Here is a 19,268-nt window from a genome sequence, read left to right as displayed (position 1 = left end):
GCCACAATGGCAGAGCTTGTGCATCCCTTCACAAAGGATCTCCCCGTGGACCTCAAGACCGCTTCAGCGCTCCGCCGCCTCCGGCTGATCTCCACCCCGGAGGCAGTCTCCTTCCTCCTGCTGCTGGTGTGCTCCGTGCTCAAGCGCACGACCGAGTTCAACGCGGTACCGGTGATGGGCGCCGTCCACGGCGCCCTCTTCGTGCTCTACGTGATCTTCTGGCTGGACGCCTGGAACCGTGCCAAGTGGCCGCTGGGCCGCGCCGCGCTCTACTTCGTGCTCTCGGTGCTGCCCGGCGGCGGTTTCTACGCCGACAGGCTGCTGCGCCGCGAGGCCGAGGCGAGCGTGATCGCCGCCCGGGCCCGCGCCGAGCGGGCCAAGCAGGCCGAGCGGCCCCGCACGGGGGCGGTGGACGCGTGATCGTCGCCTTCTCGGTCACTCCGCTCGGGGTCGGCGAGGACGTGGGGGAGTACGTCGCCGACGCGGTGCGCGTGGTGCGCGAGTCCGGGCTGCCCAACCGCACCGACGCGATGTTCACCTCGATCGAGGGCGAGTGGGACGAGTGCATGGAGGTCGTGCGGCGGGCGGTGGCCGCCGTCGAGGCCCGGGCGCCGCGCGTCTCGCTCGTCCTCAAGGCCGACGTCCGCCCCGGTGTCACCGACGGCCTGGCCTCGAAGGTCGCCACCGTCGAGCGGCACCTGGGCTGACCGCCGCCCCTCTCCCCGCCCGGCGGCGGCCGTGCCGCCGGGCGGCCCGAGTGCTGAGACGGAGCTGACCACGATATGACCGGCCGGTAAGGTCGTAACCGTGCCGAAGCCGCTCAGCCTGACGTTCGACCCGATCGCCCGCGCCGACGAACTGTGGAAGCAGCGATGGGGCTCCGTGCCCTCGATGGCCGCGATCACCTCGATCATGCGCGCGCACCAGATCCTGCTCGCCGAGGTCGACGCCGTCGTCAAGCCCTACGGGCTGACCTTCGCCCGCTACGAGGCGCTGGTGCTGCTGACCTTCTCCAAGGCGGGCGAGCTGCCGATGTCGAAGATCGGCGAGCGGCTGATGGTCCACCCCACCTCCGTGACCAACACCGTCGACCGCCTGGTGAGGTCCGGCCTGGTGGCCAAGCGCCCCAACCCCAACGACGGCCGCGGCACGCTCGCCTCCATCACCGACCGGGGGCGAGAGGTGTGCGAGGCGGCCACCCGCGACCTGATGGCGATGGACTTCGGGCTCGGCGCGTACGACGACGAGGAGTGCGACGAGATCTTCGCGCTGCTCAGGCCGCTGCGCGTGGCCGCGGGGGACTTCAAGGAGAGCTGAGCCGGGCTTTCCGCCGGAATCCGCCGGACCGGGGTCCCGGCCGGGGCCCGCGGAGCGCCGGTTACGCTCGTGTGCATGAAGAAGAGCGTGCTCACCCGCTACCGGGTGATGGCCTACGTCACCGGTGTCCTGCTGGTCCTGCTGGTCATCGGCATGATCGGCAAGTACCTGCTGGGGATGGACGGCGCCGAGGGCTTCACCAGCGTCGTCAGCATCGCCCACGGCTGGCTGTACGTGCTGTACCTGGTCTTCGCCTTCGACCTGGGCTCCAAGGCGAAGTGGAAGTTCGGCAAGCTGGCCTGGGTGCTGCTCGCGGGCACCGTCCCCACCGCCGCGTTCTTCGTCGAGCGGAAGGTGTCGCGCGAGGTCGGGCCGCTGGTCGAGGACGACGCGGCCGTTTCCGCCGAGGCCTGACCGCCGCCCCGCGCGCCGGGGCCGGTCCTCGCGCGCCCCTCGGGATCCACTGGGCCGCCCGTGTGCGCCACGCCGCACCGGGCGGTCTTCCATCGACAATTACTTGGACGTCCTAGTAAATTTGTGCGTATGGACGCTGACGCCATCGCAGAGGGCCGCCGCCGCTGGCAGGCCCGGTACGACGCCGCACGCAAGCGGGACGCCGACTTCACCACGCTCTCCGGCGACCCCGTCGAGCCGGTCTACGGCCCCGCGCCCGGCGACACCGTCGAGGGGTTCGAGCGGATCGGCTGGCCCGGTGAGTTCCCCTTCACCCGCGGCCTGTATCCCACCGGCTACCGCGGCCGGACCTGGACCATCCGCCAGTTCGCGGGCTTCGGCAACGCCGAGCAGACCAACGAGCGCTACAAGATGATCCTCGCGGCCGGCGGCGGCGGGCTGTCGGTCGCCTTCGACATGCCGACCCTGATGGGCCGCGACTCCGACGACCCCCGCTCGCTGGGCGAGGTCGGCCACTGCGGTGTCGCCATCGACTCCGCCGCCGACATGGAGATCCTCTTCCGGGACATCCCGCTGGGCGACGTCACCACCTCGATGACGATCAGCGGCCCGGCCGTGCCGGTGTTCTGCATGTACCTGGTGGCCGCCGAGCGGCAGGGCGTGGACACCTCCGTCCTCAACGGCACGCTCCAGACGGACATCTTCAAGGAGTACATCGCGCAGAAGGAGTGGCTCTTCGAGCCGGAGCCGCATCTGCGCCTGATCGGCGACCTGATGGAGTACTGCGCCCGGGGCATCCCGGCGTACAAGCCGCTGTCGGTCTCCGGTTACCACATCCGCGAGGCCGGCTCGACGGCCGCGCAGGAGCTGGCGTACACCCTCGCCGACGGCTTCGGCTACGTGGAGCTGGGCCTCTCGCGCGGCCTGGACGTGGACGCCTTCGCGCCCGGCCTGTCGTTCTTCTTCGACGCGCACGTGGACTTCTTCGAGGAGATCGCCAAGTTCCGCGCCGCCCGGCGGATCTGGGCGCGCTGGATGCGGGACGTGTACGGCGCGAAGAGCGAGAAGGCGCAGTGGCTGCGCTTCCACACCCAGACCGCGGGCGTCTCGCTCACCGCCCAGCAGCCGTACAACAACGTGGTGCGCACCGCCGTGGAGGCGCTGGCGGCCGTGCTGGGCGGCACCAACTCCCTGCACACCAACGCCCTGGACGAGACCCTCGCCCTGCCCAGCGAGCAGGCCGCGGAGATCGCGCTGCGCACCCAGCAGGTGCTGATGGAGGAGACGGGCGTGGCCAACGTGGCCGACCCGCTGGGCGGCTCCTGGTACGTCGAGGCGCTGACCGACCGGATCGAGGCCGACGCCGAGAAGATCTTCGAGCAGATCAGGGAGCGCGGCCGCCGCGCGGTGCCGGACGGCAACCACCCCATCGGCCCGATCACCTCCGGCATCCTGCGCGGCATCGAGGACGGCTGGTTCACCGGCGAGATCGCCGAGGCCGCCTTCCGCTACCAGCAGTCGCTGGAGAAGGGCGAGAAGAAGGTCGTCGGCGTCAACTGCCACACCGGCTCGGTCACCGGCGACCTGGAGATCCTGCGGGTCAGCCACGAGGTCGAGCGCGAGCAGGTGCGCGTGCTGGCCGACCGCAAGGCCGCACGCGACGACGCGCGCGTGCGCGCCGCCCTGGACGGGATGCTGGCCGCCGCCCGGGACGGCTCCAACATGATCGAGCCCATGCTGGACGCGGTGCGCGCCGAGGCGACGCTGGGCGAGATCTGCGGGGTGCTGCGCGAGGAGTGGGGCGTCTACACCGAGCCCGCCGGCTTCTGAGGCGGCGCGGCGTGCGACCGGCCGTCGGCCACCGTCCTTCCGGGGAAGGGGCCGGGCGGCCGGCCGCCGTCAGGCGCCGCCGGAGCCTTCCGGGGCGGGCCCGGGGGCGGGCCCGGCGGCGGGGGACAGACCGTGCAGCAGCAGGGCGGTCAGGGCGCGGGCCCACGCCGGGGTGGCCCTCTGCGCGCTGACCAGTGAGCGGTGGAGGACCGCGCCCGCGACCACGTCGAAGATCAGGTCCGCGGCGCGGTCCGCCGCGGCGGCGCCCTCCGGGCCGGGCGCGTCGGGCGGGAGCTCGCCGCGGGCCTGGGCGCGGCGGCGGCCCGTGACCACCAGGTGCTTCTGGCGTTCCACGATGGCGGCGCGGATGCGGGCGCGCAGCGCCTCGTCGCGGGTGGCCTCGGCGACGACGGCCATCAGCGCCGTCTTCGCCTCCGGCCGCTCCAGCAGCGCGGCGAAGGAGAGCACCACGCCCTCGACGTCCGCCCGCAGACTGCCGCGGTCGGGCAGTTCCAGCTCGTCGAAGAGGACGGCGACGGCGTCCACGACCATCTCGCTCTTGTTCGTCCAGCGGCGGTAGAGGGTGGTTTTGGCCACTCCCGCGCGCATGGCCACGTCCCCCATGGTCAGCCCGCTCCACCCCAGCTCGACCAGGGCCGAGCGCGTCGCGTCGAGGATCGCGCGGTCCGCCGCGGCGCTGCGCGGCCTGCCCGTGCGTCGAGCGGAATCGGCCATGGGGTGACTGTAGCCGGGGCCATGAGTTACGCTACGAGCCGTATCGAAACGCTGGTTCCAGTGCCGGTTGCGCGGAGCCCGGAGAGGGCCCCGGAGCGGCGGTGATCACGCGGCAACCACCGGCGCCGGACGGGGACCCGGTGCCGATGTGCGGCACGCTGCACGGAACGGTCCCGGAACGGGGGAGACTGGTCACATGCAGCCACGCAACATGTCCATGAGCGGAGTGGTCGACCTCGCCGCGGTGAAGGCGGCCGGGGAGGCCAAGCAGAAGGCCGAGGAGGCCCGTGCCCGGGCCGCACGGCAGCAGGGCGGGGCCGGTGGTGCCGGCGCGGCCGGAGCGGCCCCTGTGTCCCTGGTGATCGACGTCGAGGAGGCGGACTTCGAGCAGGAGGTGCTCCAGCGCTCCGCCGAGGTCCCGGTCGTCATCGACTTCTGGGCCGAGTGGTGCGGCCCGTGCAAGCAGCTCGGGCCGCTGCTGGAGCGGCTGGCGCACGAGTACGCCGGACGCTTCCTCCTCGCCAAGATCGATGTCGACCGCAACCAGATGCTCTTCCAGCAGTTCGGGGTGCAGGGCATCCCGGCCGTCTTCGCGGTGGTGGCCGGCCAGGCCCTGCCGCTCTTCCAGGGTGCGGCGCCCGAGCAGCAGGTGCGCGAGGTGCTGGACCAGCTCGTCCAGGTCGCCGAGCAGCGCTTCGGCATCACCGGCATCTCCGTGGAGGGCGGCGAGGGCGGCGAGCAGGCCCCGGCCGCCCCCGGTGTCCCGGAGGACCCGGCGCTGGCCGCCGCCCACTCCGCGCTGGACGCGGGGGACCTGGGCGGTGCGATCCAGGCGTACCGGAACGTGCTCGCCGACGACCCGGCCAGCACTGAGGCCAAGCTGGGACTGGCCCAGGCCGAGCTTCTGCAGCGCGTCCAGGGTCTGGACGCGGCCCAGGTGCGCAAGGAGGCGGCCGATGCGCCCGCCGACGTCCGGGCGCAGCTGAGGGCGGCTGACCTCGACCTGGCGGGCGGGCACGTCGAGGACGCCTTCGGACGGCTGGTGGAGACGGTCCGCCGCACGGCGGGTGACGACCGGGAGGCCGCACGCGTCCGTCTGCTGGAGCTGTTCGAGGTGGTCGGACACGAGGATCCGAGGGTGGTCGCGGCACGCGGTGCCCTTGCCCGTGTCCTCTTCTGACCTGCCGGTTCCACCGTCCGGGGCTTGTTGACATAACGATCAACAGCGGCCGCGCCTTTACCGAAACTTGGTAATCGCGGCCGCTGTTACTCGCAGTAAACCGCCTGGGGGGATTGATCCCGTGGAGTCCGGTTGATCCGCTCGCCCATCGTTTCTTCCGGCAACCCTGGGTGCCCGTCTGGTCACGCTCGGCGCAGGCGCGGTCATCTTCCCGTTACTCGCAAGTAACGAGCCCCTTGTGCCCCGGCCTCTCATGGACCACGATCGGCCACGCTCGGTCCATCGTCCGCAGCCCGGCACACCACATCCGGGCACAACCGGACCATGGGTCCCCACCGGGTGGGTCGGCGTCGGTGACGCCGGCCGCGGACAGGGGGGTCCCTGCCCAGAGGCAGGGCCTGTCCGGCAGGCCGCGCGAGAGCGCGGCCAGTGGTTGTCGCTCGGGGGTGATCGCCGGCGCTTCGGAATCTGGTGAATCCGGGGAACGGCGCTCTCCTTCCCGAGGACGTAGCACTTCTCCCATCCCGTCCGGGTCCGGCCCGGGCCGGAGATGTACGTCCGAGAAGGAGGAAAGTCATGGAGTCTGTGGCTCGTGGCGGGACCAGATGGAAGCGGTTCGCCGTCGTCATGGTCCCCAGCGTTGCCGCCACGGCGGCGGTCGGGGTCGCCCTGGCACAGGGTGCACTCGCCGCGTCGTTCAGCGTCTCCGGCCAGCAGGCGAAGGTCTCGGTTGACCGGCTGGACGGCAAGGGGTTCGTGCAGTACGGCACGATCGACACCGTGCACGGGGGCAAGAAGGTCCCCGTCGCGGTGTCGGCCTTCAAGAGCGCCGAGCTCAGGGGGCTGTGCCAGTCCGTCGTGATCCCCGTTCCGGTCTTCGGCGATGTCTCGGTGAAGCTGAACGCGGGCAACAACGGCAAGGTCGTCGAGGCGAAGAACCTCTACATCGACCTCGACCAGCTCGACGCCGACGCCACGTTCAAGAACATCAACATCGGCGTCTCGGCGAATGACACCAGCAAGGGCCCGGGTCTGAAGGACGGCGACACCGTGCTTCCGGGCTCCTTCGCGCAGGAGGCCGACGAGGCCGTGCTCACCGGCGTCAAGCAGACGTCCTGGGCCACCAGCGCCGGCACCTTCAAGCTCTCCGGCCTTTCGCTGAATGTCGCCAAGGGCAAGAACGAGTGCTTCTGACGCACTGAGCGGAGAGGGGGCGGGGGGCCGCCGAGCCGGTCTTCCGCCTCTCCGCAGTGCCATCGATCTTTATGGACAGTTCGGCCCTAGGGAGCTGTTTTCTGATGAGTGCCGAGTCGCCGGGAGCGCGTGAACGCATCAGCCACTGGCGGCAGTCGTTCCGTCTGTGGCGCTGGCAGCGCCCCTTCTGGGCGGGACTGCTGACGCTGCTGGGCGGCGTGCCGATCATCTGGATCCCGTACGCCGACCCCAGCCTGAGCCAGTTGTCCTTCCGGCTGGCGACCACCACGGGCTCCGGATCGCTGATCATCGGCGTGCTGCTGTTCGTGCTGGGCCTGACCCTGTGGTTCCAGCCGCACTCCCGGGTGTTCGCCGGAGTCGCCGCCATCCTGCTGGCACTGGTCTCGCTGGTGGTCTCCAACCTCGGAGGCCTCTTCGTGGGCTTCCTGCTGGCGATGGTCGGCGGCGCGATGGGCCTCTCCTGGGTGCAGAACAAGGAGCGGCCGGCCGAGCCCGCGGAGACCGGGGACGTTTCCGGTGGTCCCGCGCCCGAAGAGGCTCCGCAGGAGGTGGGCCTGGCCATCGTCGAGCAGGCCCCCGCCGGGGCGGACGACCGACAGAACGGGACGCGCCGTGATGCCTGACGAGTTGAACCGGGAGGACGCGACCGCGGCCGCGCCGCCCCGGCGTACCAGGAGCGGACCGCGCCACGCCGCCCCGAGGAAGCCGCTGCTGACCCGGCTGCACGTTCCCGCGGGCAAGGCGATAGCCCTGGCCGCCATGCCGTCGGCCGTGCTCATGGGCATGGGGCTGACCCCCAAGCTCGCGCTCGCCGAGCCGCTGCCGAAGAACCCCTTCAGGGACGGGCCGTGTGTGACCGCGCCCGACAAGGAGGCGGAGGAGGACGGCGGGCGGCAGGCGGAGAAGGAGAAGTCCGGGCAGGACGGCCGGAACGGGCAGGACGGGCAGGACGGCCGGGACGCGAAGCCCGGTGCCTCCCCCGAGCCCGAGCCCGAGCCCGGCGCCACGCCGCCCGCCGAGCTCCCGGTCGGCGGCGGAACCGGCTCCGGGCCGGGATCCGCATCCGGTGGCACCGGAGGCGGGGAGGAGAAGGACGCCGGCACGCCGGAGCCCGAGCCGAGCCTCTCGGAGACCGAGGAGCGCAACCCGCTGGACCCGCTGGGCATCGGCGACGCCATCAAGAACCTGTTCACCCCGGGCGGGAAGGGGACCGGGGCCGCGGCCGAGCCCTCCGCCTCGCCGAGTCCGTCGCCGTCCGGGGAGTCCGGGGAGTCCGGGGGCGACTCCGGCACCCCGGTGGAGGACGCCGCCGGCGACGCCGCGGATGGTGCCGTCGACGGTGTCGGGGAGGGCCTGAAGGACGCCACCGACCGCATCGGCGAGGCGGTGGAGGACACCGTCGGCGACGCGGTGGAGGACACCGTCGGCGATGCGCGTGAGAAGGCCGGCGAGGCGCGTGAGAAGGCCGCCGGGGAACCGGACGACACGGCCGCCCCCGGGGCGGACGCCTCCGGCAAGGAGCCCTTCCCCTGCCCGACCTACGACGCCGAGGCGCTGGCCGACGCGGAGGAGGAGCAGACCGAGGCGGTGCTGCCCAACGCCCCGTGGGTGCTGAAGACCAGTCTGCTCACCCTCCACGGCCTGGACTACCACGGCATCGTCAAGGTCCGCACCCACAACGGCACGGTCAAGAACGCCCTGAAGTTCACCGCCCGCTCGGTGGACATCCGGGATCTGCACCAGCTGGTGGAAGGCCCCGGCGGCAGCACCGCGCACGTCGAGGCGGCCAAGGGGAGCACCTCCACCATCCGCAACGGCACGGTGACGATGTACACCGAGGAGCTCAAGGGCAGGCTCTTCGGGCTCATCCCGATCACCTTCAGCCCCGAGTCGCCGCCGCCGCTGAACATCCCGGAGGTGTTCTTCACGGACGTGTCGGTCAGACAGGCAGGCCAGTTCGGTGGCGACCTGCACATCCCGGGCATGAACCTCTACAACGAGAACTGAGCCCGCGGAACGGCGCGGCGAACGGCGGCGGCCCGCGTACCTCCAGGGGTACGCGGGCCGCCGCCGTTCGCCGCGCCGCGGGCGAGATGCCGGGGAGCCGAGGGGCCGGGTCAGCGCTTGTCGCTGCCCAGGTGGTGCACCAGCACCATGTTGGTGGTGCCGGGGATGCCGGGAGGCGAGCCGGCCGTCATGATCATGGTGTCGCCGGTGTTGTACCGCTGGAGCTTGAGCAGTTCGGCGTCGACCAGGTCCACCATGTCGTCGGTGTGGTCCACGTGCGGCACCACGAAGGACTCCACGCCCCAGCTCAGCGTGAGCTGGCAGGCGGTGGAGGGCTCGGTGGTGAAGGCCAGGATCGGCTGGGCGGCCCGGTAGCGGGAGAGCCGCCGGGCGGTGTCGCCGGACTTGGTGAAGGCGACCAGCGCCTTGCCGTTGAGGAAGTCCGCCATCTCGCAGGCCGCGCGGGCCACCGAACCGCCCTGGGTGCGCGGCTTCTTGCCGGGCACCAGCGGCTGGAGGCCGCGCGAGAGCAGCTCCTCCTCGGCGGCCTGGACGATCTTCGACATCGTCTTGACGGTCTCGATCGGGTACTGGCCCACCGAGGACTCCGCCGAGAGCATCACCGCGTCCGTGCCGTCCAGGATCGCGTTGGCCACGTCGGAGGCCTCGGCGCGGGTGGGCCGGGAGTTGGTGATCATCGACTCCATCATCTGGGTCGCCACGATCACCGGCTTGGCGTTGCGGCGGCACATCTCGATCAGCCGCTTCTGCACCATCGGCACCTTCTCCAGCGGATACTCCACCGCCAGGTCGCCGCGGGCCACCATCACGCCGTCGAACGCGAGGACGACCTCCTCCATGTTCTCCACCGCCTGCGGCTTCTCCACCTTGGCGATCACCGGCACCCGGCGGCCCACCTCGTCCATCACCCGGTGGACGTCGCGGACGTCGGCGGCGTCGCGCACGAAGGACAGCGCCACCATGTCGCAGCCCATCTCCAGCGCGAACTTCAGGTCCTCGACGTCCTTGTCCGACAGGGCCGGGACGTTGACGGCCACACCGGGCAGGTTGATGCCCTTGTGGTCGGAGATCACACCGCCCTCGATGACGATGCAGCGCACCCGGGGGCCGTCCACGTCGATCACCTGGAGGGAGACGTTGCCGTCGTTGATCAGGACCGTCTCGCCCTTGGAGACGTCGCCCGGCAGGCCCTTGTAGGTGGTGCCGCAGATGGTGCGGTCGCCGGGAACGTCCTCGGTGGTGATGGTGAACTCGTCGCCGCGCACCAGCTCGACGGGGCCGTCGGCGAAGGTCTCCAGGCGGATCTTGGGTCCCTGGAGGTCGGCGAGCACGCCGATCGCGCGCCCCGTCTCCTGGGAGGCCTTGCGCAGACGGTGGTAGCGCTCCTCGTGTTCGGCGTGGCTGCCATGGCTCATGTTGAAGCGGGCCACGTTCATGCCGGCCTCGATCAGCGTCTTGAGCTGATCGTAGGAGTCCACGGCGGGGCCCAGGGTGCAGACGATTTTGGAACGGCGCATGGGGGCGATCCTATCTTTTGTTCAGTGGCGGAACGTTCCAGGGGGTGAGCTGGCTCACTTCCGTCCCGCGGTGCCGTCGCCCACCAGCGCATACGTCTGGCCGGCGATCTCCAGCTCCTCGTCGGTGGGCACCACGGCCACCGCCACCCGCGCGGTGGGCGGGGACACCAGCCGGGGTCCGCCGCCGCGCGCGGCGTTCAGCTCCGCGTCCACGGCCAGGCCCAGTCCCTCCAGCCCGTCGACGGCGGCCTGCCGCACCGGGGCGGCGTTCTCGCCGACCCCGGCGGTGAAGGCCACCGCGTCCACCCGGCCGAGCACCGCGCAGTAGGCGCCGATGTACTTCTTCAGCCGGTGGACGTAGACGTCGAAGGCCAGTCTCGCCGACTCCGCGTCCGGCCCCTCGCCCGCCATCCGGCGCAGGACCTCCCGCATGTCGTTGTCCCCGCACAGGCCCAGCAGGCCGCTGCGCTTGTTCAGCAGGACGTCGATCTCGTCCACCGACATCCCGGCGACCCGCGCCAGATGGAAGACCACCGCCGGGTCGATATCACCCGAACGGGTGCCCATCACCAGGCCCTCCAGCGGGGTGAGCCCCATGGAGGTGTCCACGCACCGCCCGCCGCGCACCGCCGAGGCCGACGAGCCGTTGCCCAGGTGCAGCACGATGACGTTCACCTCGGAGGGATCCCGGCCCAGCAGCTCGGCCGTCCTGCGCGAGACGTACGCGTGCGAGGTGCCGTGGAAGCCGTAGCGGCGCACCCGGTGGGCGTCGGCGACGGCGGTGTCGATGGCGTACCGGGCGGCGTACTCCGGCATCGTCGTGTGGAAGGCGGTGTCGAAGACCGCAACCTGCGGCAGGTGCGGCGCCAGCGCCATGGCCGTGCGGATGCCCGCCAGATTGGCCGGGTTGTGCAGCGGCGCGACGGGCACCAGGCGCTCGATCTCGGCCAGCACCGCGTCGTCGATCACGGTCGGCTCGGTGAAGCGGCGCCCGCCGTGCACCACCCGGTGGCCGATGGCGGCCAGTTCGGGGGAGTCCAGGCCCAGTCCGTCACGGGCCAGTTCGTCGGCGACCGCCTTGAGCGCCGCCTGGTGGTCGGGCACCGGCTCCTCGCGCTCGCGCCGGGGGCCGCCGGCCGGGGCGTGGCGCAGGTACGAGGCGCGCTCGCCGATCCGCTCGACCAGGCCGCCGGCCGGGCGGGAGCCGTCGGCCATGTCCAGGAGCTGGTACTTCACCGACGAGGAGCCGGTGTTCAGGACGAGGACGCGGGTGCCTCTCACTCGTTCGCAGCCTTCCCCTCGGGGCCGGTCGGTTCGGTGGGTCCGGCGGGATCCGCGGGACCGGCCGCCGCGTCCGCCGCCCGCCGGCTCTGCTGCGCCTGGATCGCGGTGATCGCCACGGTTGTGACGATGTCCTGAACCAGAGCGCCGCGCGAGAGGTCGTTGACCGGCTTGCGCAGACCCTGCAGGACCGGGCCGACGGCCACCGCGCCGGCCGAGCGCTGGACGGCCTTGTAGGTGTTGTTGCCGGTGTTCAGGTCCGGGAACACCAGCACGGTGGCCCGTCCCGCGACCTTCGACTCAGGCAGCTTGGTCGCCGCCACCGACGGCTCCACCGCCGCGTCGTACTGGATGGGCCCCTCCACCAGCAGGTCCGGGCGGCGTTCGCGCACCAGCTCCGTCGCCCGCCGCACCTTGTCCACGTCCGCGCCGGAGCCGGAGGTGCCGGTGGAGTACGACAGCATCGCGATCCGCGGGTCCACGCCGAACCGGGCGGCGGTGGCGGCGGACTGGACGGCGATGTCGGCGAGCTGCTCGGCGTCCGGGTCGGGGTTGACCGCGCAGTCGCCGTAGACCAGCACCTTCTCGGCCAGGCACATGAAGAACACCGAGGAGACGATCTCGGCGTCCGGCTTGGTGCGGATGATCTCGAAGGCGGGCCGCAGCGTCGCCGCCGTCGAGTGGGCCGCGCCCGAGACCATGCCGTCGGCCAGCCCCTCCTGGACCATCAGGGTGCCGAAGTACGACACGTCGGCCACCTGGTCGTAGGCCAGTTCGTAGGTGACGCCCCGGTGGGCGCGCAGCCTGGCGTACAGCTCGGCGAAGCGCTCGCGCAGCGGCGAGGTGTACGGGTCCACGGCACGGGCGGAGGCGCCCGGCCCCTCGGGCAGCTCCTCGGGCCCCAGCAGGCCCAGGTCGATGCCCAGCTCGGCGGCGCGCTTGCGGATCGCGGTCTCGTCGCCCAGCAGCGTCAGGTCGCACACGCCCCGGCGCAGCAGCACCTCGGCCGCCCGCAGCACCCGCTCCTCGGTGCCCTCCGGCAGGACGACGTGGCGGCGGTCGGTCCGCGCCCGCTCGATCAGCTCGTGCTCGAACATCATCGGGGTGACCCGGTCGCCGCGGACCACCGAGAGCCGCTCGGTGAGCCGGGCGGTGTCCACATGGCCCTCGAAGAGGCCGAGGGCGATCTCCGCCTTGCGCGGGTTGGCCGTGGTCAGCCTGCCCTCCAGGGACATCAGCTCGCCGGCGGTGGAGAACGAGCCCCCGGGCACCGACAGCACCGGGGTGCCCGGGGAGAGCCGGGCGGCCAGCGCCATCGTCTCCTCGCCGGGGTGCTCCCCGACGGTGAGCAGCACCCCGGCGATGGCGGGGGAGCCCGCGGAGTGGGCGGCCAGCGCGCCGACGACCAGATCCGCGCGGTCGCCGGGGGTGAGGACCATGCAGCCCTCGGTGAGGGCGGGCAGGAAGGTCGGCAGCGTGGCGCCGCCGAAGACGAAACCGCGCACATCGCGGGCGAGCCCGGCCGGGTCCCCCTGGAGGACCTTCGCGCCCAGCGCCTCGGAGACCTGGGCGACGGTCGGCGCGGCCAGCGCGGGTTCCTCGGGCAGGGCGTACACCGGTACCGGAAGATGCCCGTCCAGGCCGATGGCGCCCACCGCCGCGCCGTCGGGGACCCGGTTGGCGATCATCGCGAGGACCTCGCAGCCCAGCGAGGCGTACGCGTGGTAGGCGTTGCGGACCTCGGCGGTCAGCGAGTCGGTGTCCTGGCCGGTGCCGGCCACCACCGGCAGCACCGGGGCGCCGAACTCGTTGGCCAGACGCGCGTTGAGCGCCAGCTCGGCGGGCAGACCGGTGTCGGCGAAGTCGGTGCCCAGGACGAGGACGGCCTCGTAGCCGCGGGCGACCGTGTGGAAGCGGTCCACCAGCCGGGACACCAGTTCGTCGATGCCCCGGTCGGCCAGGACGGCCACGGCCTCGTCGTAGCCGAGCCCGACCACGGTCCCGGCGGGCTGGGAGAGCCGGTAGCGGCTGCGCAGCAGGTCGTAGATGGGATCGGGACCGTCGTGGGCGAGCGGGCGGAAGACGCCGACCCGGCCGGTCCGCCGGGACAGGAGTTCCATGACTCCCAGCTCCACGACCTGGCGGCCGTCCCCGCGGCCGATGCCGGTCACGTACACGCTGCGCGTCACGTGTGCTTCTCCCTGTTCGTCGTGCCCAGGGCCCCTCCGGGCCCTGCTCCCGTCGGGTACCCGGGCACGCCGTGGCGGAAAAGTGCCGGAAGCCGGGAGACGGCCCCCGGGAGGCCGCGCGGATCCGGGGGAACCCCGCGGGACCCCGCAAAAACCCGGGAAACGGTCCCGACAGGGCTTATCCGGGCACTTGTTCCTTTGACTACCCTTGACCCTACCGCCGTGGCCCGCGATGCCGCGTGCCGGTCGTGTCTCGAACGGTATGTGAGACGGGAGGCGGGAATGCGTTCAGGGCGTGAAACAATCGCGGCGGCGCACCCCCGAACCAGCAGCGAGCAGGAGAAGCGATCCCCATGCGCATCGGAGTCCTCACCGCAGGCGGCGACTGCCCCGGTCTGAACGCCGTGATCCGTTCGGTCGTGCACCGCGCCGTGGTCGACCGGCACGACGAAGTCATCGGCTTCGAAGACGGCTTCAAGGGCCTGCTCGACGGCCGCTACCGCGAACTCGACATCGACTCCGTCTCCGGCATCCTCGCCAGAGGCGGCACCATCCTGGGCTCGGCCCGGCTGGAGCGCGACCGGCTGCGGGAGGCGTGCCAGAACTCCGAGGAGCTGCTGGAGAGGCTCGGCCTCGACGCGCTCATCCCGATCGGCGGCGAGGGCACCCTCACCGCCGCCCGGATGCTCGCCGACGCCGGGCTGCCGGTGGTGGGCGTGCCCAAGACGATCGACAACGACATCTCCGCCACCGACCGCACCTTCGGCTTCGACACGGCCGTCACGGTGGCCACCGAGGCCATCGACCGGCTGAAGACGACGGCCGAGTCCCACCAGCGCGTGATGGTCGTCGAGGTCATGGGGCGCCACGCGGGCTGGATCGCGCTGGAGGCGGGGATGGCCGGCGGCGCCCACGGCATCTGCGTGCCCGAGCGGCCCTTCCAGGTCGACGACCTGTGCAAGATGATCGAGGAGCGCTTCGCGCGCGGCAAGAAGTTCGCGGTCCTCTGCGTCGCCGAGGGCGCGCGTCCTGCCGAGGGCTCGATGCCCTACGAGAAGGGGCAGATCGACCAGTACGGGCACGAGCGCTTCACCGGCATCGGCAACCGGCTCGCCATCGAGCTGGAGCACCGCCTGGGCAAGGAGGCCCGCCCCGTCATCCTCGGCCACGTGCAGCGCGGCGGCACCCCCACCGCGTACGACCGGGTGCTGGCCACCCGCTTCGGCTGGCACGCCGTGGAGGCCGCGCACCGCGGCGACTTCGGCATGATGACGGCCCTGCGCGGCACCGAGATCGTCATGGCGCCGCTGGCGGACGCGGTCACCGAGCTGAAGACGGTGCCGCAGGACCGGATGGACGAGACCGAGGCCGTCTTCTGACCGGTGCGTCCACCGGCCCGAGGCCGTTCCCGCCGCCTGCGCCACCCGCGCCCGCCGCGTGCCCCCTCCCACGGGCCGCCGCGGGCGCGGTGCGCGTCCGGACCCGGTCCCGGGGCCGCAGCGGAGGCGGCCGGCCGCCGTCAGCCGCGCCAGCGGTAGTGCAGCTCCGGCCGCCCCACCTGCCCGTACCGCGGAGCGCGTTCGGCCTGCCCGGTGCCGGCCAGGTACTCCAGATAGCGGCGGGCGGTGATCCGGTTGACGCCCACCCGCCGGGCCGCCGCGGAGGCCGTCAGCCCCTCCCCGGCGGCCGCGCGCAGGGCGGAGGTGACCGCCTCCAGGGTGGCGGGGCTCAGTCCCTTGGGCAGCGTGACGCGCCCCGGCGCCCGCAGCGCGGCCAGCGCCCGGTCCACCTCCGCCTGGCTGCGGGCCTCCGCGCCCGCGCAGGCGATCGTCTCCCGGAACCGGGCGTACCGCTGGAGCCTCTCGCGCAGTGCGGGGAAGGTGAAGGGCTTGAGCACGTGCTGGACCACCCCGAGTGAGACCCCCTCGCGTACGACGGCCAGATCGCGGGCCGAGGTGACGGCGAAGACGTCGGTGGTGTGGCCCGCCGCGCGCAGCGCCCGCACCAGGGCCAGGCCGTGGCCGTCGGGGAGGTAGAGGTCGAGCAGGACCAGATCGACGTCCAGCCGCTCCAGGGCCCGGCCGGCCTCCGCCCGGGAGCGCGCCACCCCCGCGACGGCGAAGCCCGGCACCCGGGAGACGTACAGGGCGTGGGCGTCGGCGGCCACGGGGTCGTCCTCGACCACCAGCACCCTGATCGGCCCGGGCCCCGTACCGCCGCCCCCGCCCCCGGTCCCCGCTCCCGGCCCGGTCACGCCGTCGCCCCCGCGGCGGCGCGCAGCGGCAGCCGCACGGTGAACTCCGCGCCGCCGCCGGGCGCGCCGGCCAGCTCCACGGTGCCGCCGTGCCGCCGCGCGGTCTGCCGTACCAGCGCCAGGCCCAGTCCCCGGTTCGCGGGCCCGCCGGACTTGGTGGACCAGCCGCGCCGGAAGACCTCCTCGGCCTGCTCCGGGCCGATGCCCGGCCCGGTGTCGGCCACGCGCAGCAGCAGCTCGTGCTCCGAGGCCCGTACGGTCACCGCGACCCGGGCGGCGGCGTCCCCGGTGGTGTCCCCGGACGCGGCGTCGAGCGCGTTGTCGATCAGGTTGCCCAGCACCGTCACCAGATCCCGGGCGGGCAGGCCCGGCGGCAGCAGGCCGTCGTCGACGCTGCTGTCCCGGGTGAGCACCAGCTCCACCCCGCGCTCGTTGGCCTGTGCCGCCTTGCCCAGCAGCAGCGCGGCCAGTACCGGCTCGGCGACCGCCGCGACCACCTGGTCGGTCAGCGCCTGGGCCAGCTCCAGCTCGGCGGTGGCGAACTCCACCGCCTCCCGCTCGCGCCCCAGCTCGATCAGGGAGACCACGGTGTGCAGCCGGTTGGCGGCCTCGTGCGCCTGCGAGCGCAGCGCCTCGGCGAAGCCGCGCACCGAGTCCAGCTCGCCGGCGAGTGCCTGGAGCTCGGTGTGGTCGCGCAGGGTGACCACCGTGCCGCGCAGATCGCGCGCCGAGACCGGCGAGGTGTTCACCACGATCACCCTCTCGCCCGTCAGATGGACCTCGTCCACCCGGGGCTCGGAGGCCAGCAGCGCCCCGGTCAGCGGCGCGGGCAGCCCCAGCTCGGCGACGCCCAGGCCCACGACCTCGCGTCCGGCCAGGCCGAGCAGCTCGCGGGCGCCGTCGTTGATCAGGGCGACGCGGCGCTGCCCGTCGAGCATGACCAGCCCCTCGCGAACGGCGTGCAGCGTGGCCTGGTGGTAGGCGTGCATCCGGCTCAGCTCGGCGGCGTTCATGCCGTGGGTGTGGCGGCGCAGCCGGGCGTTGATCACGTAGGTGCCCAGCCCGCCGAGCAGTACCGCGCCCGAGGCCACCGCGAGCAGGACGGCCATCTGGCGCTCCACCTCGTCGGTGATCCGCTCCACGGCTATCCCCGCGCTCACCAGCCCCACGATCCGTCCGCCGCCGTCGCGCACGGGCGTGACCACCCGCACCGAGGGGCCGAGGGTGCCGGTGTAGGTCTCGTGGAAGGTCTCGCCGCGCCGGGCGGGGCCGATGTGGCCCACGAAGCGCAGGCCGATCCGGTCCGGCTCGGGGTGGGTCCAGCGGATGCCGCTCGGGTCCATGATCGTGACGAAGGTGACGCCGGTGTCGCGGCGGACCCGCTCGGCGTACGGCTGGAGGAGCGCGCTCGGGTCCGGCGAGCCGATCGCCTCCGCCACCGAGGGCGAGTCGGCGATCGCACGGGCGGTGGCGGTGGCGCGGTACCGGGCGGCGGTCTCGGCCTGCCGCCAGTCGTTCAGGTAGGTGAACAGCGCGCACCCGGCCACCACGGCGGCCACCACCACGACCTGCATCGCGAAGAGCTGGCCTGCCAGGCTGCGGGGGCGGGACAGACGCATGGGCACCAGTCTGCCCGCTCATACGCCGAGCGGCCCTCCCCGGGACCGCGGGAGACGGCGGCCGGCCCTGCCCGCGGGAGCCGGTGCGGCCGGAATCCCGCCTTCCGAACGGGTTTTCCGTGCACGTAATGCACGCAACCGTGATCGGCCTCACAGCCGGGTGCATAGTCGCCGGGACTCCACGCGAGTCGGAGCCGCAACACGGAGGAGCCCGACGTGCCACCGCAGAACGAGCACAACGAACAGGCCGCGCAGGCCGGGCAGGCCGCCCGGCCCAAGGGGCGGGACCGCACCCACTACCTCTACATCGCCGTGATCGCCGCCGTTCTGGCGGGCATCGCGCTCGGTTTCGCGGCCCCGGGCGTGGCCAAGGAGCTCAAGCCGCTGGGCACCGGATTCGTCGACCTCATCAAGATGATGATCTCGCCGGTGATCTTCTGCACCATCGTGCTGGGCATCGGCTCCGTGCGGAAGGCCGCCAAGGTCGGCGCGGTGGGCGGGCTCGCGCTCGGCTACTTCCTGGTGATGTCCACCGTCGCCCTGGCCATCGGCCTGGCCGTCGGCAACGTGCTGGACCCCGGATCCGGACTCCAGCTCACCGAGGAGGCCAGGAGCGCCGGCGCGGCGCAGGCCGAGGGCGCCGGTGAGGGCACCGTCGACTTCCTGCTCGGTGTCATCCCGACGACGCTGGTCTCCGCCTTCACCGGGGGCGAGGTCCTCCAGACCCTGCTGGTGGCCCTGCTGGTGGGCTTCGCGCTCCAGGCGATGGGCCCGGCCGGCGAGCCGGTGCTGCGGGGCATCGGCCACGTACAGCGGCTGGTCTTCCGGGTGCTGGCCATGATCATGTGGGTGGCCCCGGTCGGAGCCTTCGGCGCCATCGCCGCGGTGGTCGGCGAGACCGGGGTGGACGCGCTGACGTCCCTGGCCGTCATCATGATCGGCTTCTACGCCACCTGCCTGCTGTTCGTCCTCGTCGTGCTGGGCGCGCTGCTGAAGCTGGTGGCGGGGGTGAACATCCTCGCCCTGCTGAGGTACCTGGGCCGCGAGTTCCTGCTGATCCTGTCCACATCCTCGTCGGAGTCGGCACTGCCGCGCCTCATCGCGAAGATGGAGCACCTGGGGGTGAGCCGGCCGGTGGTGGGCATCACCGTCCCCACGGGCTACTCCTTCAACCTCGACGGCACCGCGATCTACCTGACGATGGCCTCCCTGTTCGTGGCCGAGGCGATGGGCGACCCGCTCACGGTGGGGCAGCAGATCTCCCTGCTCGTCTTCATGATCATCGCCTCGAAGGGCGCGGCCGGCGTCACCGGCGCGGGCCTCGCCACTCTCGCCGGCGGCCTGCAGTCCCACCGCCCGGAGCTGGTGGACGGCGTCGGCCTGATCGTCGGCATCGACCGCTTCATGAGCGAGGCCCGCGCACTGACGAACTTCGCCGGCAACGCGGTCGCCACGGTGCTGGTCGGCACCTGGACCAGGGAGATCGACAAGGAGCGGGTCGGCGAGGTGCTGGCCGGGCGCGTCCCCTTCGACGAGCGGACCCTCCTCGACGACGCCCACTCCCACGGCGCCGCCCACTCCCACGGCGCTGCCCACGGCGCCCCCGACCGGACCACCGGTGACGAGACCACGCGGGACCCCGACCCCACAGGGCCCGCCGCCAAGGAGCCCGCGGGCGTGTGACCTCCC

17 protein-coding genes are annotated in these 19,268 nt (G+C 72.6%); 11 read left to right on the top strand and 6 right to left on the bottom strand.

What is annotated here, in order from left to right:
- Nucleotides 1-45: 45 nt before the first annotated feature.
- The 5 genes from QPK52_RS07740 to QPK52_RS07720 all read left to right on the top strand — a co-directional run bounded on the left by QPK52_RS07740 (nucleotide 46) and on the right by QPK52_RS07720 (nucleotide 3,561).
- A complete protein-coding gene (locus QPK52_RS07740) occupies nucleotides 46-420 on the top strand; it encodes a DUF3817 domain-containing protein (RefSeq protein WP_410536398.1) in 375 nt (124 codons plus the stop codon).
- Nucleotides 417-707, top strand: a complete 291-nt coding sequence (locus QPK52_RS07735) for an MTH1187 family thiamine-binding protein (protein ID WP_394634659.1) — start codon at nucleotides 417-419, stop codon at nucleotides 705-707. The genes QPK52_RS07740 and QPK52_RS07735 overlap by 4 nt, the downstream gene beginning before the upstream one ends.
- A gap of 100 nt (nucleotides 708-807) precedes the next feature.
- Nucleotides 808-1,317: a MarR family winged helix-turn-helix transcriptional regulator gene (locus QPK52_RS07730; protein WP_093661877.1), complete on the top strand. Its 510-nt coding sequence runs from the start codon at nucleotides 808-810 to the stop codon at nucleotides 1,315-1,317.
- Between the two features lie 75 nt (nucleotides 1,318-1,392).
- Nucleotides 1,393-1,731, top strand: a complete 339-nt coding sequence (locus QPK52_RS07725) for a DUF3817 domain-containing protein (RefSeq protein ID WP_410536395.1) — start codon at nucleotides 1,393-1,395, stop codon at nucleotides 1,729-1,731.
- 129 nt (nucleotides 1,732-1,860) lie between these two features.
- Nucleotides 1,861-3,561 carry a methylmalonyl-CoA mutase gene (locus tag QPK52_RS07720; protein ID WP_410536393.1) on the top strand — a complete coding sequence of 567 codons (1,701 nt, stop codon included), beginning with the start codon at nucleotides 1,861-1,863 and terminating at the stop codon, nucleotides 3,559-3,561.
- 69 nt (nucleotides 3,562-3,630) lie between these two features.
- On the opposite strand, the gene QPK52_RS07715 is transcribed toward QPK52_RS07720, so the two are convergent.
- Entirely contained in the window at nucleotides 3,631-4,296 is a 666-nt protein-coding gene (locus QPK52_RS07715; protein WP_410536392.1) for a TetR/AcrR family transcriptional regulator, read from the bottom strand.
- Nucleotides 4,297-4,492: 196 nt separating this feature from the next.
- On the opposite strand from QPK52_RS07715, the gene QPK52_RS07710 reads away from it, so the two are divergent.
- The 4 genes from QPK52_RS07710 (at nucleotide 4,493) to QPK52_RS07695 (ending at nucleotide 8,698) form a co-directional block, all read left to right on the top strand.
- Entirely contained in the window at nucleotides 4,493-5,476 is a 984-nt protein-coding gene (locus tag QPK52_RS07710; RefSeq protein WP_410536390.1) for a tetratricopeptide repeat protein, read from the top strand.
- A 576-nt stretch (nucleotides 5,477-6,052) separates the two neighbouring features.
- Nucleotides 6,053-6,670, top strand: a complete 618-nt coding sequence (locus QPK52_RS07705) for a DUF6230 family protein (protein ID WP_410536389.1) — start codon at nucleotides 6,053-6,055, stop codon at nucleotides 6,668-6,670.
- A gap of 104 nt (nucleotides 6,671-6,774) precedes the next feature.
- A complete protein-coding gene (locus QPK52_RS07700; protein WP_410536388.1) occupies nucleotides 6,775-7,314 on the top strand; it encodes a DUF6114 domain-containing protein in 540 nt (179 codons plus the stop codon).
- On the top strand, nucleotides 7,307-8,698 hold the full coding sequence (locus tag QPK52_RS07695; RefSeq protein WP_410536386.1) for a hydrogenase expression protein HypF: 1,392 nt from the start codon (nucleotides 7,307-7,309) through the stop codon (nucleotides 8,696-8,698). The genes QPK52_RS07700 and QPK52_RS07695 overlap by 8 nt, the downstream gene beginning before the upstream one ends.
- Before the next feature lie 110 nt (nucleotides 8,699-8,808).
- On the opposite strand, the gene pyk is transcribed toward QPK52_RS07695, so the two are convergent.
- The 3 genes from pyk to pta are packed head-to-tail and all read right to left on the bottom strand — an operon-like array spanning nucleotide 8,809 to nucleotide 13,706.
- Nucleotides 8,809-10,236 (bottom strand): pyruvate kinase, encoded by a 1,428-nt coding sequence (gene pyk, locus QPK52_RS07690; protein WP_410536384.1) that lies wholly within the window; start codon nucleotides 10,234-10,236, stop codon nucleotides 8,809-8,811.
- Between the two features lie 54 nt (nucleotides 10,237-10,290).
- Nucleotides 10,291-11,517 carry an acetate kinase gene (locus tag QPK52_RS07685; protein ID WP_410536382.1) on the bottom strand — a complete coding sequence of 409 codons (1,227 nt, stop codon included), beginning with the start codon at nucleotides 11,515-11,517 and terminating at the stop codon, nucleotides 10,291-10,293.
- The gene (pta, locus tag QPK52_RS07680) at nucleotides 11,514-13,706 is read right to left on the bottom strand and encodes a phosphate acetyltransferase (protein ID WP_410536380.1); all 2,193 of its coding nucleotides are present in this window, start codon (nucleotides 13,704-13,706) and stop codon (nucleotides 11,514-11,516) included. The genes QPK52_RS07685 and pta overlap by 4 nt, the downstream gene beginning before the upstream one ends.
- Before the next feature lie 353 nt (nucleotides 13,707-14,059).
- On the opposite strand from pta, the gene QPK52_RS07675 reads away from it, so the two are divergent.
- The gene (locus tag QPK52_RS07675) at nucleotides 14,060-15,085 is read left to right on the top strand and encodes an ATP-dependent 6-phosphofructokinase (RefSeq protein ID WP_410536378.1); all 1,026 of its coding nucleotides are present in this window, start codon (nucleotides 14,060-14,062) and stop codon (nucleotides 15,083-15,085) included.
- 140 nt (nucleotides 15,086-15,225) lie between these two features.
- Here QPK52_RS07675 and QPK52_RS07670 read toward each other — a convergent pair whose 3' ends face one another.
- Nucleotides 15,226-15,960, bottom strand: coding sequence for a response regulator (locus QPK52_RS07670; RefSeq protein WP_410536377.1), 735 nt, complete (start codon nucleotides 15,958-15,960; stop codon nucleotides 15,226-15,228).
- Complete coding sequence (locus QPK52_RS07665; RefSeq protein WP_410536376.1) at nucleotides 15,957-17,579, bottom strand: ATP-binding protein; 1,623 nt, start codon at nucleotides 17,577-17,579, stop codon at nucleotides 15,957-15,959. Before QPK52_RS07665 ends, QPK52_RS07670 begins: the two co-directional genes overlap by 4 nt.
- A gap of 306 nt (nucleotides 17,580-17,885) precedes the next feature.
- Between QPK52_RS07665 and QPK52_RS07660 the strand changes: the two genes are divergently transcribed.
- Nucleotides 17,886-19,262, top strand: coding sequence for a cation:dicarboxylate symporter family transporter (locus QPK52_RS07660; RefSeq protein ID WP_410540247.1), 1,377 nt, complete (start codon nucleotides 17,886-17,888; stop codon nucleotides 19,260-19,262).
- Nucleotides 19,263-19,268: the final 6 nt, after the last annotated feature.

It is taken from the genome of Streptomyces sp. KL2 (genome assembly GCF_046529545.1).
GTDB classification, from domain to species: domain Bacteria; phylum Actinomycetota; class Actinomycetes; order Streptomycetales; family Streptomycetaceae; genus Streptomyces; species Streptomyces radiopugnans.
This window is presented reverse-complemented; position numbering and strand designations above follow the sequence as displayed.